The organism is Oceanisphaera sp., assembly GCF_048268965.1.
GTDB lineage: Bacteria > Pseudomonadota > Gammaproteobacteria > Enterobacterales > Aeromonadaceae > Oceanimonas.
This window is the reverse complement of sequence record NZ_JBLWUK010000001.1, coordinates 1-13,044: the sequence shown is the minus strand read 5'-3', so window position 1 is coordinate 13,044 and position 13,044 is coordinate 1. Positions and strand designations below refer to the sequence as shown.

Sequence of the window (13,044 nt, the reverse complement as noted above, 5' to 3'; positions counted from 1 at the left end):
GATTGGGCGCTCAGGTGCAAGACTTAAAGGGTAAATTGCCGTAAAACAGGCGACTCCAGCTCCAACCAGACCCTAGCCCAGCGAGAGAAAGCCAAGCATGAATACCGGTGCCGCCAGGCTGAGTATAAAGCCGGATACGATGGCCACGGGCACGACGACGACCCCCCCGGAACGTTGCAATACCGGTAGCGTAAAATCCATGGCGGTAGCGCCGCCGTAACCCACGGCACAGGAGGGGTGACGGCGCATGAGAGCCGGAATCATCATGATGGCGACCAGCTCACGTGCCAGATCGTTGATAAAGGCGGCACTGCCCAAGACCGGACCCAGTTGATCGCTGATCAGAATGCCGGACAGCGAATACCAGCCATACCCAGAGGAAAAGGCCAGCCCATGGCTGAGCGGCATGTCGAGTATCAAGGCGCCGGCCAGGCCACCGAACCAGGAGCTGACCAGCACCACCAGGGCGATGGACAGCCCCCATGGGTTCAGCAATATCTGCTTCAGCCGCATGCCGGAGTTACGCAGCTGAATGCCGATTAACAATAACAGCAGCATCAGGGCCCATTCGCTCAGGGTGTCGACGGCAAACCACTCGGGGTCGAGAAAGAACCCGACGGCAACGCCGCCCAGAATCACCAGGCACAACCACACCGAGTCGAGCAACAGCGTCCACTTGCTGATGGCGGGCGCCCCCCGTTCGCCGGTTAACCGGCCCCGGCGTACATCCAGCAGCCAGAGGCCGGCCAGGTTGGCCACAGTGATGCAGGCCAGAAAGACGAGGCTGACGGTAAAGATAGTGCCCAGATGGTTGGCTAAATCATCAACGAAGGCCAGACTGATCCCCATTAAAAACAGGATCAGATACACCATGCGTGCCACCAGCACATTCAGTAAATGCAAAATCGACTGCGAACGGCAGGGAATGCAATAGCCCAGCGCCAGGGGCAGTAAAACGATCAGTAAGCCGGAATACATATATTATCTTCCAATAAGTCGGTGTGGCAGGCTGTTAACCGCCATATTCCATTAGTAAACAGGATACGTGAGCCTCATTAGAAACAAAAGACGAAAAATATGCGATATTGCCTCGTCGGTCATCGGTCATCTAGACCAACCGTCATCAGATAGCAGCAGCGTAAGTACCATGAGGTGATGAAAAATTATTCGCTATTAATGCATAATATTATGCTGTGGATGGGTTTTTGTGTTGTACGAAAAACCAACGTTCTCGCGTTTGTGCAGGGGATTATGTTGTTATTACGCGAAACAGATGTTAGCTTTCGGTGTGGTTAACAGTTTGTTAACTGTAATGGTCGCTATGCCGTCTTGTCGGCAGTGGAACAAGGATCTAATGGATGAGTAAAGCTGCCCTGGAAGTGTCGGGCCTGCATAAACACTATGGCACTCTCGAAGTGCTGAAAGGCATCGATTTAACGGCCCTGAATGGCGATGTTATTTCTATTATCGGTTCTTCCGGCTCCGGTAAGTCTACCTTTTTACGCTGTATCAACCTGCTGGAAACCCCCTCCGCCGGTGAGGTGCGCCTGCATGGCGAGCTGATCGAAATGCGCACCGGCAAGCATGGTGAACGCGAGCCCGTCAGCATGCGCCAGGTTGAACGCATTCGCTCCCGCCTGGCGATGGTATTTCAAAGTTTCAATTTATGGTCCCACATGACTATATTAGAGAACATCATCGAAGTACCCATCCACGTATTGAAAGTGCCGAAAAAAGAGGCGATTGAAAAGGCCGAGGCGCTGCTGCATAAAGTGGGGCTGTATGAGCGGCGAGAATATTACCCCAATCATTTGTCGGGTGGGCAGCAGCAACGGGCCGCTATTGCCCGGGCACTGGCAGTAGACCCGGAAGTCATGCTGTTTGATGAGCCCACTTCGGCGCTGGATCCCGAGCTGGTAGGCGAAGTGCTGGGGGTGATGCGCAGCCTGGCCGAAGAAGGCCGCACCATGCTGGTGGTGACGCATGAAATGAGCTTTGCCAAAGAGGTGTCCAACAAGTTGATGTTTTTGCACCAGGGCGTGGTAGAAGAGCAGGGGGATCCCAAGCAGGTATTTGCCAACCCGAGCTCGGAACGATTTAAACAATTTATCTCGACAGTCTATTAAGCGAGATTGAGACGTTGGCAAGAACACATCATCGATATGATGAAGGGTGATAAACGGATCTACATCAGGTGTAACACAAGGAGTAAGGCATGAAGAAACTGTTAGTTGCCGGTGCCATTATGGCGAGCCTGGCGGCAGGAGCCGCGCAGGCAAAGGATTGGGAAACGGTACGTTTTGGTATAGAGGGAGCCTATCCTCCCTTTTCCTGGACCGATGAAAATGGCGAGCTGCAAGGCTTCGACGTCGATATGGCCAACGCCTTGTGTGAACAGATGGCAGTGAAGTGCGAACTGGTTGCACAAGACTGGGACGGCATTATTCCTGCCCTGTTGGCGCGCAAGTACGACGCCATTATTGCGGCCATGTCGATTACCGAAGAGCGCAAGCGTACCGTTGATTTCACCGGTAAATATGCCCTGGTGCCCAACAAGTTTGTGGCCAAAAAAGGCACAGAGCTGGATTTAAGCGAAGCCGGTCTCAAGGGCAAGCGTGTCGGCGTGCAAATAGCCACCACGCACGACAAGTACCTGACCGATAACTTTGGTAAAGACGTCAATCTGGTGCGTTATGGCACCGCCGATGAAGCCTACCTGGATTTAAAGGCCGGTCGTGTTGATTATGTCTTTCTGGATGCAACGGCCATTGAAGAAGGCCTGCTGAATAAAGACGGGGGCGACCAGTTTGAATTTGTGGGGCCTTCGGTCACCGATGAAAAATGGTTTGGCGAAGGCTTTGGCATTGCGGTGCGCAAGCAGGATCAAGACCTGAAGAACAAGCTGAACAAGGCCATTGAAGCCTTGCGTGACAACGGCAAATATGAGGCCGTGAACAGCAAGTATTTTGAATACGACGTTTACGGCGGTTAAGCTGCATAAGTCGGCCCCGTAACGGGGCCGACAAGATAGGAAGTCGTTATGCTGGATCTGCAAGGATACGAAAGCTCTTTGCTTGAAGGAGCCGGGCTGACCATACAAGTGGCGTTATTTTCGCTCTTGTTGGCGCTCACCCTGGGCTTGCTGGGAGCACTCGCCAAACTTTCTTCATTCAAACCTGCCCGCTGGCTGGCCACCGGCTACACCACCGTTATTCGCGGCATCCCCGACCTGGTGTTGATGATGCTGATCTTCTTTGGCGGGCAGGTATTACTCAATAACTCGCTCTATTCCGTTAATGAAAAGCTGAATGCCTGGCTGGGCGCCGATAACCCCGCCCATGAGTGGGTGAGCTATGTGCCCGATTATATCGAGATCAGCCCCTTTATTGCCGGTATTCTGACCATAGGCTTTATTTTTGGTGCCTATATGACAGAAACCTTTCGCGGCGCCATACTGGCGGTCGACAAGGGGGAGCTGGAGGCGGCTCGAGCCTATGGCATGAGCAACATGCTGGTGCTGCGTCGTATTTTGTTTCCGCAGATGATGCGTCATGCACTGCCGGGGCTGGGGAACAACTGGCTGGTGTTGCTCAAGACTACTGCTTTGGTGTCCATCATAGGGCTGGACGATATGGTGCGTAAGGCGTCGCTGGCTGCCGGTGCCACTCAGCTGCCCTTCACGTTTTATATGGCGGTGGCGGTTATCTTTCTGCTGTTTACTACCATATCGACCTCACTGTTGAAGTGGGCCGAGCGTCATTACGCAATTGCGGCGAGATAAGCTATGGATTTTACAATTATCGCAAACGAGTGGCCTGTCTATTGGCAGGGCTTTTACACCACAGTATGGCTGGTCGCAGCTTCGCTGTTCATCGGCTTGTTGATTGCGGTGCCGCTGGGTATTTTTCGCAACAGCAGCAACTGGTTACTCAAGGGGCCGGCCTGGGCGTATATCTACTTTTTTCGTGGCACACCGTTACTGATTCAGCTGTTTCTTATTTACTATGGCGCCGGGCAGTGGCAGTGGCTGCGAGAGTCTGCCGCCTGGGAATTGTTCAGTCAGGCCTGGTTCTGTGCCATTCTGGCGTTTACCTTGAATACCAGTGCCTACACCGCCGAGATCATTCGTGGTGCCATTAATGCCATGCCCGAAGGACAAATAGAAGCCGCCTATGCTTATGGCATGAGTCGCCTGACCACACTGCGCCGCATTATCCTGCCCAACTCTTTTCGCCGTGCCTTGCCCGCCTACAGTAACGAAGTGATCTTCATGCTGCATGGCTCGGCGGTGGCGGGGGTGATTACCATAGTGGACTTGACCGGTGCCGCTCGTATCGTGAACTCCCGCTACTATTCGCCCTTTGAAGCCTTTCTGGCGGCGGGGCTGCTGTACATGTGCCTTACCTTCTTGCTGGTATGGGGTTTTCGACGGCTGGAAAACCGCTGGTCTCGACACCTGCAACCCAGAACGTAAAGAGCCGCGGTCAGCGTTACGCCATACGCCGTAAGTTAATAAAAAAACCAAGCCTGCAGCAGGCTTGGTTTATGATTTGCGTACGGCGTGTAACGTACAGCGATTAACGCTTAGTTATCAGCTTTTTTCTTCTTGCGAATGCTCAGGCCCAGCTCGCGGCCACGCAGTTTGGCGTAATACATGTTGCCGATAAACATGGTGCTGGCCAGCAGCAGCTCAACGGCGGCCAGCCAACGCTCGCCTTCGTCTACCCAGAGTAGCGTTGCCGAGTGTAAAAAGTACGGCATCAGCATATACACGGCCCAGGCGTGCGTATAAGGGTTCCCTTTAAGCATGCCTTTCATGGGGATCAACAGCCAGGGCAGCCACATGAACAGCATGAAGGTGACGCTAAGGTGGGGGGAGGGCGAGATAAATGCATGCCATAAAATAACCCACAGCATCAGGCCAAAATAACCCGTCAAGGCCAGCAAACGTGCCAGTTGCGTCGTCATTACAAGATATCCAGCACTTGCTCGGGAGGACGGCCCAGGGCGGCCTGCTGGCCGTTAACCACAATCGGGCGCTCGATCAGCTTGGGGTGTTCCACCATGGCGGCAATCAGGGCCTGCTCATCCTGCACCTCGGCCAACCCCAATTCTGTGTAGATGGCTTCTTTGGTCCGCATCAGCTGGCGGGCCGAGTTCATACCCAGCAGATCCAGCAGCTTGCCGATCTGTTCGGCATCGGGTGGGGTGTCGAGATATTTGATAACCTCTGGGGTGAGTCCTTGCTGCTCCAGCAGCGCAAGGGTTTCTCGGCTTTTGGAACAACGAGGATTATGATAGATACATAGGCTCATTCTAAACTCCTGTGGCGATATGGCCGGTATGGTGCCAGCGGTAGATGATAACGTAGATGATTGTATAAAAGTGAATGCAGAGGGTACAGGATATGAAAAAGCTTGGAAGCGGGTTTTTAATAATGTGTGCGTTGCTGTTGTCCCTGGTCGGGTGCGGTGACAAGGCCAGCCTGACGCTGGCAGACGGAGAGCAGCAACAGTTAAGCGATTATCGGGGGCAGTGGCTGGTAGTGAATTACTTTGCCGAGTGGTGCGCTCCTTGCCTGCGAGAAATGCCCTTGCTGAATGAGTTGCAGCAAGGCGATGGGCCCGCCGTGCTGGCCGTCAGCTTTGACAAGCTGTCCGGGACCGAGCTGCAAAGCCTGGCCACGCGTTACCAGATGACCATGCCCATCGCGATGCAGCTTGAAGGTGACTGGCCCTTTGGTACCCCCAGTGCGCTGCCAACCACCATGGTGCTGAACCCTGACGGCAAGCTGGTAGACAGCCATCAAGGAGAGCTCAAGCCGGAAGACCTGGCCCGCTGGCAGGCAGCCTATTGGGAGAAGACCAGCCACCAGCTTTAAGCTATCAGCCTGTCTTTTAGTCACTAGCCGGTGAATTAATGTACAGAGGAGGCTGGGTAGCCTCCTCCGACACGCTCAAGTACTTCCATGTATCGCTCAAACACATGACATCCCTGTCATGTGATGGTCGGCAGAGGCTATCCCAGCCGCCTCTTCCTAGGCCCCGAGTCTTCGGTGAGCACCACTGACTGACAACTCCGCTCCTGGCGGGAAGGCAGAGGGTGTCTGCTCAACCGACCATCCGCGCCAAGGATGGCGCGGTTTGAGCCCCCATGGATGGGTTTACGGCGTGTCGGAGGAGTAGTGCCCTCTGCCTGACAAGCCACACTAATATCAATAAATAGTCGTGACTAAGAGACAGGCTATCAGCTGGAAGTAACCACCGAGCTCATAGCGTTGGTGGTTTCGTTGGGGCGACTTGTTTGAGATGAGTCGTTGACCCAACGATGGAGCTGGTTTTGGTTTTTCTTACCGCTTAAAGCTGACGGCTTCTCGCTTTGTTTTCGCTAGTTCCTCAATGCTTCCCATTCTTTTTGCTGCTGGCGCAGCTGCTCCAGACGGGCGCCGAGGCGGGCGCGTTGCATGCTGTCTTTCGACAGGTTGGCGGCAATCTCCATCTGGTCGACGGCCAGATCGTAACGGCCTTTCAAGGCGGCCACTTCTGCCTGGGCCTGGCGAAACGCCGACTCGTCGCTGAGAGGGCGATAAGCCTGGGCAATCAGCTCCCAGGCCAGGAGGTTTTCCGGGTGACGGCGCAGGTAGTTATCGAGCAGGGTGGCGGCTTGCGGGTGTCGACCGGCCTGCAGCAAGCTGTCGGCAAGGTTGATCGTGACCACTTGATTATCGGGTCTGTGTTTTTGGGCGGCCTGTAAACGAGCGATAGCGGCATCATAGCGCTCTTGTGCATTATCGAGATCGGTCAGTGCATCCAGAATAAAAATGTTATTGGCATGCTTACCCGCCAGTCCCTCGAGTATGGGCCGGGCTTGTTGGTGGTTATTGACTTTTAACAGTGCCAGGGCCTGACCGTAACGAGCGGCATCGGTCTGCCAGCCATCACCCTGCGTGGCTTGCTGTTCAAAAAAACGCTGCAGCTCGCTGGCACTGCCTTGTTGAAAGCGCACCATGACTCTGGCCTTGGCAAACTGAAAGTCCAGGCTCTCGGGGTAGTGTTGTTTAGGGTAGTCCCGGGCTCGACTGCGCGCCTCGGCAATGCGGCTGGTGGGCAGGGGGTGAGTGAGCAGCATGGGAGGCGGTGTGCTGGCGAATTGATATTTATCGGCCAGTTTTTGAAAAAAGCCGGCCATGGCCTCGGGATCAAACCCCGCATTATGGAGCAGACGCAGCCCGATGCGGTCCGCTTCAAATTCATTATCCCGGGTGTAGTTGATGGCCGACTGCATCTTCAGGCCAAGGGTGGTCTGCAAGGCCGCCATGCCTGCCTGAGGGTTAACGACCGCCAGTGCCACCGAACCTACCAGGCCGGCGACGGTCAGCGGTGTACTGCGTGATTGCGACTCCAGATAGCGGGCGATATGGCGTTGGGTCACGTGCGTGATCTCGTGGGCAATAACAGACGCCAGCTCGCTTTCGTTGTCCGCGTATAAAAACAATCCGGTATGCAGCTGCACCACGCCCCCCAAAAAGGCGCTGGCATTAATGCTGTCGTCGTTAATCAACAGAAACCGAAACGGAAAGCGTACCGAGTCGGCCTGGGACAGTAACTTCAGACCGAGATCGGTGACATACTCGTTGAGCACGGGGTCATTGATCACCGGTTGATTGGCACGGGCGAAGCGGGTAAATGCCTGGCCAAAGCGGGCCTCTCGCTCTATCGACATGGCGGTGACGCCGGCAGTGCCGATATCGGGCAGACTGTTGGCGGCCTCAAGTTGTGTCGTCATCAGCAAGGAAAACACCAGTGCCAAGCTGGTGGCATGCAGCTTCATTCTAATTACCTTGTCTTGTAATGCGCTTATAGCAGAATACCTGCCCCTATTAGGGGTAACAAGCATTGTTTGGTGGCCACAACAAAGGGATAATGCCTTTCATTTTTTAGCGGAGGTGCCGTGCAAACACTGGATGCCAGTGCCTGGCGCTGTCCCTTGCCCTTGTTGAAGGTCAAACTGTGGCTTAAAGCGGCACAGGGCGGACAACAATTACGGTTATTCATTACCGATGCGGGGTCACGACAGGACATTCCCGCCTATCTTTTGCGTATGGGTCATTCGGTAACGGTCGTTAGCGAAGAGCCCAGTATGCTGACACTCATTATTACCAAGGCACCATAAGGAACTTTTTGCATGCTGGATGTGATCAAGCACTGGTATCGGCAGCGGTTTAGCGACCCCGGTGCCGTTGCGCTGTTTTTAAGCCTGCTGTTTGGCTTTGTGGTGGTGTACTTTCTGGGCCAGATACTGGCCCCGTTTTTTGCCGCCGTCGTGATCGCCTATCTGCTGGACTGGCCGGTCACCCGGCTGGAGCGACTGGGGTTGGGGCGAGTGCTGGCGGCGGCTGTGGTGCAGCTATTGTTCGCCATTCTGGTGGTGCTGTCATTGATCAGCATAGTGCCGACTTTCCTGTCGCAAATGGCCAACCTGGCGCGGGAAATCCCCGCCATGATCAGCCGTAGCCAGGAGCTGCTGCTGACGCTGCCCGAGGAGTACCCCGAGCTGGTCAACGTGACTCTGGTGCAAAGTGTGCTCGACGATCTGCGTGCTCGCTTGCTGGGGTCGGCGGATGCCATTCTGAGCGTCTCGCTCAGCTCGCTGACCAATGCCGCCGTGATGCTGGTCTATCTGATCCTGGTGTCGGTGCTGGTGTTCTTCATGCTGAAAGACAAGCGCCAGCTGATGAACAGCACCAATCGCTTTTTACCGCGCAACCGCGAGCTGGTCTCGCGGGTATGGCGAGAGATGAACGTACAAATCGCCAATTATGTGCGTGGCAAGGTGATTGAAATCCTGATCGTGGGCGGGGTCAGCTACCTCACCTTCATGTTGCTGGGCTTGCGTTATCCCGTACTGCTCTCGGTGCTGGTAGGGTTTTCCGTACTAATCCCCTATATAGGCGCGGCGGCGGCAACCGTGCCGGTGGCCATGGTCGGGCTATTTCAATGGGGCTTTACGCCGCCCTTTTTCTACCTGATTGTAGTGTACGGCATCATTCAGGCGCTGGATGGCAACGTACTGGTACCCATACTGTTTTCCGAGGCGGTCAACCTGCATCCCATCGCCATTATTATGGCGGTGCTGTTGTTTGGGGGCTTATGGGGATTTTGGGGGGTATTTTTTGCCATTCCGCTCGCGACTCTGGTCAAGGCGGTGGTGAATGCCTGGCCCAAACAGGACGGACCGCCCTTGCTCGGCGAGTAGGCCAGCAAACCACCATTAATACAAAGACAGAAGGACGTAATCACAGTGAGAGAACATTTCGGCTCGCGCTTCGGCTTTATCATGGCGGCCGCCGGTGCCGCCGTAGGCCTGGGCAACATTTGGGGATTTCCTACTCAGGCAGCCAGTAATGGCGGCGGCGCCTTCTTGCTCGCCTACCTGCTGCTGGTGATGCTGCTGGGCTTTCCCATGCTGGTGATGGAAGTGGCCATCGGTCGTTTTGGCCAGGCCAACCCGGTGGACTCGGTGCGCAAGCTGGCCCGCAATCCGCTGCAAAAAGCCATGGCGACCCTGGTCGGTTATGTCGGCATGCTGGTGCCCAGTCTGGTGCTGTCTTTCTATGCCATAGTGGCAGGCTGGCTACTGGCCTTTCTGGCGGCGGCCATTACCCGCATACTGGGCTGGGAACAAGCCACCAGCTGGCTGCAGGACTTTGGTCTGGCCCGTAACATAGTGGGCACCCTGGTGTTTTACCTGCTGACCATATTGGTGGTACAGGCCGGGGTACGAAAGGGCATAGAGCGCTGGTCGGCACGACTGATGCCGGCCTTGTTCGTGCTGTTCCTGTTGTTGTTCTTTTATATTCTGACTCAGGACGGTGCCTTTACCGGGCTTAAGCATTATCTGGTGCCTGATTTCAGCAAGGTATTGGAACCCGGCCTGCTGATCAGCGCCATGGGGCAGGCATTTTTCTCGCTGACCATAGGTGGCTGCTCCATGCTGATGTATGGCTCTTACCTGAACAAGCAGGAGAATATTCCCCGCACTGCCTTGCAAATCACCCTGCTGGATACCGGAGTCGCCTTTTTGGCCGGTCTGGTGATCTTGCCCGCCATGTTTGTGGCCATGAAGAACGGCGTCTCTATTTATGCCGACGACGGTAGCCTGCTCAGCTCCGACACCCTGGTGTTTGTGGTGTTGCCGGCCTTGTTTGACACTATGGGGCCCATAGGGTTGATGATGGCGCTGGTGTTCTTCGTATTGATGGGCATAGCGGCGTTAACCTCGTCTATTTCCATGCTGGAAGTGCCGGTGTCCTACAGTACAGAGCGCTTCAAGATGTCGCGTCCGTTCATGACCTGGCTGCTGGGCGGCGTGCTGGCGTTGGTGAGTGTCATTATCTGTCTGAACTTTGGCAGCCTGTTTGGCTTTGTCATTCGTCTGTCGACACAGCAAATACAGCCTCTGGTTGGCCTGGGGATTGTGTTGCTGGGGGGCTGGATGTGGGGACGAGCCAAGCTGTTTGAAGAGCTGGTGCAGGGCTCTCCCGAGTTGGCAACCAGTACCTTCTGGCGGATCTGGCCCTGGTATGTGCGCATCGTTTGCCCACTACTGGTTATTCTGGTCATCGCCACCAGCTGGTGATCTGTACAAGATGAGGGGGAAAGAGTGAGTCGTGAGGGGAAATCCCCTCAGACTTTACGCCTTCCCCCTCACACTCAATCAATACAGCATACTGTACAGCTTGCGACGGTAGCGGGAGGCGACCGGATCGGCGCCCATTGTGGTCAGCATGTCCAAGAAGTGCTTTCTGGCCTCTCCAAAGGCGAGGTCTTTTTGTAATATCTCTACCAGCAACTGCAGGGCTTCTTCCTGTCGGCCGGATTGAAACAACAGCACGGCCAGTTCTTCTTTCAGCGTTAACGACTCGGGATCTGCCGCCAGCTTCTGCTCCAGCTCGCGCAGCTCGGGGCTGTCGGCCGCTTCTTCTGCCAGCTCCAACCGGGCCAGAATATGTTGATATTGGCTGTCTTGATCCGCCATGCCAATGGTGGCCAGCAGCTGCTTGGTTTCTTCCAGCTTGTTCAGCGCCAGGGCGGCTTCGGCCAGATAAAGCCGTATGGCAGCACTGTCTTCCAGGGCGCGGGCCTGTTGCAGCAGACCATAGGCGGCTTGTGGGTCCGAGCCCAGCGCCTGCTTGGCCTGATCCAGTAACAGCTCGGCTTCGTTGGGCTGATAAGGCTGTAAAAACTGGGAGATGGCGCTTTCATCCTGAGGGCCTTCCAGCACATCCACGGGCTGGCCATCCTTGAAGGCGACCAGGGCCGGCAGCGCGCGCAGCCCCAGTTGTGACGCCAGGCTTTGCAGTTGAGGGTCTGCCACGTCGACACGCGCCAGGTCGATATGCTGGTTGTCGCTTCCGATCAGTCTTTCCACTATGGGGGACATGGCCAGACATTCGGGCACGGCCTCGGCGTGAAAGTAAATCACCACGGTTTTGCTCATGGAAGCGTCAATAAGTGCCTGTTGAAAGTTCTGCACATTAATGTCAACGATCATAAAAAGGAGTCTCGCTCAGGGTGATGAATGGATGGCGTAGTTAACTAAAGCGTTATTTAAAGCGTGATATTCAAAGCATTGTTATCTAAATTGGGCTGAGAGCCGGTAATTTCAAGTTCGAAGGGCAAATCGCACAGCTTGAGGCAATCGACGCTGACGCCGGTGGCGCTGTTGATGGCCAGAGTGAGCCGGCTATGTGCATGCCTAAATTGATGCAGCTGGTATGGGGCATCATCAAAGTGCGCCACCTCATCATGAGGCTGCCAGTGTACCGCGCTCAGGTTATTGGCAATACCACTGCCGTGGGCTTTAAGCACCGCCTCCTTAATGGTCCATAACTGCAGAAAGGCGTCCGTCGTGTTGTTGCCCTGGTCAAGCCACTGTTGCTCATTGGTCGTCAGGTAACGCCGTGCCAGGCGAGTGATTTGTGCGCCGGATAACTGGCGGCTTTCCACATCTATGCCCAGGGGGGCCTGATTACCGAATGCCAGCGCCAAAAGATCCCCACTGTGACTGATATTAAAGTGCCAGCCCGGCTCGTTCAGTACGGGCTTGCCTTTATGATCGATGAGAATCCGGATGTGCTCGGGGGCTTGTTTCAGGGATGTCGCGAGTAGTTGGCGTAACAGGTAGCGGCCCAGCAAAAACAGCCTGGCCTGACGCGGGTGCTGCATCTTGCCGTAGCGATCTTGCTCTGCTGCCGAGAGCAGGAGTCGCGCATTGGCAGGCAACTGCAGGCGACTGGCATCACAAATCAGTGCACGGGTAAAAATAACCTTGTTTTTACTCATATTATTTTTGCAAACCCCCTGTGACTTGCACTACTATCTTGCAGTTAATAGTCATTCCCATTCATTGTGATTCCCATTAATAGCTGGTTGCCCTTACTCTTATGAAAAAGGTAATAATTCTTGGCAGTCTCTTGTTGGTTGCCGGTTGCAGTACTCCCAAGCCGGAACCTGAAAAAAAGCTGCCAGGCAAAAGGCCGGTGTCTTCCCTGACTTACAGCATCAGTACCGGACCGAGCAAGCTCAAGTCTGCGTTTGGTTCCAGACATAGCTTGCACCAGGCATTTCAACGTTGGCGAGGCGTCCCCTATCGCTTTGGTGGTGTCGATAGCGAAGGCATAGACTGCTCGGCCTTTACCCGAACCCTGTACCAGGAAGTCTATGACATGTCGCTGCCCAGAAGTACCTATGAACAGGTCGAGCTGGGGCGAAAAATTACCAAAGACGAGTTGCAGCCCGGCGACCTGGTTTTTTTTCGTACCGGACGCACTCGGCACAACGGTGTCTATGTAGGTGATGGCAAGTTTGCGCACGCCTCGTCCAGCGTCGGGGTGACCATTTCTCGCCTGGATAATGTGTATTGGCGCAGCCGTTATTGGCAGGCTCGTCGTCTGCTGGATCACGACTAATACCAATTACAGTAAAGATCTGTTCACCTTTGAACCTGAATACCAGAGGCACCACAGCCACCTCCCACGACACG

The 13,044-nt window shown here is 54.9% G+C and carries 15 protein-coding genes; 9 read left to right on the top strand and 6 right to left on the bottom strand.

Features of this window, described 5'->3' with window-relative positions; genetic code table 11:
* Nucleotides 1-72: 72 nt before the first annotated feature.
* Entirely contained in the window at nucleotides 73-978 is a 906-nt protein-coding gene (locus tag ACN0VL_RS00075; RefSeq protein WP_417613892.1) for a lysine exporter LysO family protein, read from the bottom strand.
* Nucleotides 979-1,358: 380 nt separating this feature from the next.
* Here ACN0VL_RS00075 and ACN0VL_RS00070 point away from each other — a divergent pair, with 380 nt between their 5' ends.
* The 4 genes from ACN0VL_RS00070 (at nucleotide 1,359) to ACN0VL_RS00055 (ending at nucleotide 4,474) form a co-directional block, all read left to right on the top strand.
* Nucleotides 1,359-2,126, top strand: a complete 768-nt coding sequence (locus ACN0VL_RS00070; RefSeq protein ID WP_417613890.1) for an ABC transporter ATP-binding protein — start codon at nucleotides 1,359-1,361, stop codon at nucleotides 2,124-2,126.
* Nucleotides 2,127-2,215: 89 nt separating this feature from the next.
* Nucleotides 2,216-2,992, top strand: a complete 777-nt coding sequence (locus tag ACN0VL_RS00065; protein ID WP_417613888.1) for an ABC transporter substrate-binding protein — start codon at nucleotides 2,216-2,218, stop codon at nucleotides 2,990-2,992.
* Between the two features lie 48 nt (nucleotides 2,993-3,040).
* Nucleotides 3,041-3,781, top strand: a complete 741-nt coding sequence (locus tag ACN0VL_RS00060) for an ABC transporter permease (RefSeq protein ID WP_417613886.1) — start codon at nucleotides 3,041-3,043, stop codon at nucleotides 3,779-3,781.
* A gap of 3 nt (nucleotides 3,782-3,784) precedes the next feature.
* Nucleotides 3,785-4,474 carry an ABC transporter permease gene (locus ACN0VL_RS00055; RefSeq protein WP_417613884.1) on the top strand — a complete coding sequence of 230 codons (690 nt, stop codon included), beginning with the start codon at nucleotides 3,785-3,787 and terminating at the stop codon, nucleotides 4,472-4,474.
* A 110-nt stretch (nucleotides 4,475-4,584) separates the two neighbouring features.
* On the opposite strand, the gene ACN0VL_RS00050 is transcribed toward ACN0VL_RS00055, so the two are convergent.
* Both ACN0VL_RS00050 and arsC read right to left on the bottom strand, forming a co-directional pair.
* Nucleotides 4,585-4,968: a DUF2069 domain-containing protein gene (locus tag ACN0VL_RS00050; RefSeq protein ID WP_417613882.1), complete on the bottom strand. Its 384-nt coding sequence runs from the start codon at nucleotides 4,966-4,968 to the stop codon at nucleotides 4,585-4,587.
* Entirely contained in the window at nucleotides 4,968-5,315 is a 348-nt protein-coding gene (arsC, locus tag ACN0VL_RS00045; RefSeq protein ID WP_417613880.1) for an arsenate reductase (glutaredoxin), read from the bottom strand. Before arsC ends, ACN0VL_RS00050 begins: the two co-directional genes overlap by 1 nt.
* Nucleotides 5,316-5,407: 92 nt before the next feature.
* Between arsC and ACN0VL_RS00040 the strand changes: the two genes are divergently transcribed.
* Complete coding sequence (locus ACN0VL_RS00040; RefSeq protein WP_417613878.1) at nucleotides 5,408-5,881, top strand: TlpA family protein disulfide reductase; 474 nt, start codon at nucleotides 5,408-5,410, stop codon at nucleotides 5,879-5,881.
* A gap of 506 nt (nucleotides 5,882-6,387) precedes the next feature.
* Here the strand turns inward: ACN0VL_RS00040 and ACN0VL_RS00035 are convergent.
* A complete protein-coding gene (locus ACN0VL_RS00035; protein WP_417613876.1) occupies nucleotides 6,388-7,830 on the bottom strand; it encodes a M48 family metalloprotease in 1,443 nt (480 codons plus the stop codon).
* Between the two features lie 120 nt (nucleotides 7,831-7,950).
* Here ACN0VL_RS00035 and ACN0VL_RS00030 point away from each other — a divergent pair, with 120 nt between their 5' ends.
* From ACN0VL_RS00030 to ACN0VL_RS00020, 3 genes are read left to right on the top strand one after another with little or no spacing between them, the layout of a single operon-like run.
* Complete coding sequence (locus ACN0VL_RS00030; RefSeq protein ID WP_417613874.1) at nucleotides 7,951-8,172, top strand: sulfurtransferase TusA family protein; 222 nt, start codon at nucleotides 7,951-7,953, stop codon at nucleotides 8,170-8,172.
* A 12-nt stretch (nucleotides 8,173-8,184) separates the two neighbouring features.
* The gene (locus tag ACN0VL_RS00025; protein WP_417613872.1) at nucleotides 8,185-9,255 is read left to right on the top strand and encodes an AI-2E family transporter; all 1,071 of its coding nucleotides are present in this window, start codon (nucleotides 8,185-8,187) and stop codon (nucleotides 9,253-9,255) included.
* Between the two features lie 45 nt (nucleotides 9,256-9,300).
* Nucleotides 9,301-10,638: a sodium-dependent transporter gene (locus ACN0VL_RS00020; RefSeq protein WP_417613870.1), complete on the top strand. Its 1,338-nt coding sequence runs from the start codon at nucleotides 9,301-9,303 to the stop codon at nucleotides 10,636-10,638.
* Between the two features lie 78 nt (nucleotides 10,639-10,716).
* On the opposite strand, the gene ACN0VL_RS00015 is transcribed toward ACN0VL_RS00020, so the two are convergent.
* The gene (locus ACN0VL_RS00015; RefSeq protein WP_417613868.1) at nucleotides 10,717-11,553 is read right to left on the bottom strand and encodes a tetratricopeptide repeat protein; all 837 of its coding nucleotides are present in this window, start codon (nucleotides 11,551-11,553) and stop codon (nucleotides 10,717-10,719) included.
* Nucleotides 11,554-11,609: 56 nt separating this feature from the next.
* A complete protein-coding gene (locus ACN0VL_RS00010; RefSeq protein WP_417613866.1) occupies nucleotides 11,610-12,344 on the bottom strand; it encodes a 4'-phosphopantetheinyl transferase family protein in 735 nt (244 codons plus the stop codon).
* 101 nt (nucleotides 12,345-12,445) lie between these two features.
* Here ACN0VL_RS00010 and ACN0VL_RS00005 point away from each other — a divergent pair, with 101 nt between their 5' ends.
* Nucleotides 12,446-12,970 carry an NlpC/P60 family protein gene (locus ACN0VL_RS00005; RefSeq protein WP_417613864.1) on the top strand — a complete coding sequence of 175 codons (525 nt, stop codon included), beginning with the start codon at nucleotides 12,446-12,448 and terminating at the stop codon, nucleotides 12,968-12,970.
* Nucleotides 12,971-13,044 lie beyond the last annotated feature (74 nt).

Excerpts from the sequence above, each read along its gene's own strand:
- ACN0VL_RS00075 (WP_417613892.1), bottom strand. The coding sequence starts at position 978 with ATGTATTCCGGCTTACTGATCGTTTTACTGCCCCTGGCGCTGGGCTAT.
- ACN0VL_RS00070 (WP_417613890.1), top strand. The coding sequence starts at position 1,359 with ATGAGTAAAGCTGCCCTGGAAGTGTCGGGCCTGCATAAACACTATGGC.
- ACN0VL_RS00065 (WP_417613888.1), top strand. The coding sequence starts at position 2,216 with ATGAAGAAACTGTTAGTTGCCGGTGCCATTATGGCGAGCCTGGCGGCA.
- ACN0VL_RS00060 (WP_417613886.1), top strand. The coding sequence starts at position 3,041 with ATGCTGGATCTGCAAGGATACGAAAGCTCTTTGCTTGAAGGAGCCGGG.
- ACN0VL_RS00055 (WP_417613884.1), top strand. The coding sequence starts at position 3,785 with ATGGATTTTACAATTATCGCAAACGAGTGGCCTGTCTATTGGCAGGGC.
- ACN0VL_RS00050 (WP_417613882.1), bottom strand. The coding sequence starts at position 4,968 with ATGACGACGCAACTGGCACGTTTGCTGGCCTTGACGGGTTATTTTGGC.
- arsC (WP_417613880.1), bottom strand. The coding sequence starts at position 5,315 with ATGAGCCTATGTATCTATCATAATCCTCGTTGTTCCAAAAGCCGAGAA.
- ACN0VL_RS00040 (WP_417613878.1), top strand. The coding sequence starts at position 5,408 with ATGAAAAAGCTTGGAAGCGGGTTTTTAATAATGTGTGCGTTGCTGTTG.
- ACN0VL_RS00035 (WP_417613876.1), bottom strand. The coding sequence starts at position 7,830 with ATGAAGCTGCATGCCACCAGCTTGGCACTGGTGTTTTCCTTGCTGATG.
- ACN0VL_RS00025 (WP_417613872.1), top strand. The coding sequence starts at position 8,185 with ATGCTGGATGTGATCAAGCACTGGTATCGGCAGCGGTTTAGCGACCCC.
- ACN0VL_RS00015 (WP_417613868.1), bottom strand. The coding sequence starts at position 11,553 with ATGATCGTTGACATTAATGTGCAGAACTTTCAACAGGCACTTATTGAC.
- ACN0VL_RS00010 (WP_417613866.1), bottom strand. The coding sequence starts at position 12,344 with ATGAGTAAAAACAAGGTTATTTTTACCCGTGCACTGATTTGTGATGCC.
- ACN0VL_RS00005 (WP_417613864.1), top strand. The coding sequence starts at position 12,446 with ATGAAAAAGGTAATAATTCTTGGCAGTCTCTTGTTGGTTGCCGGTTGC.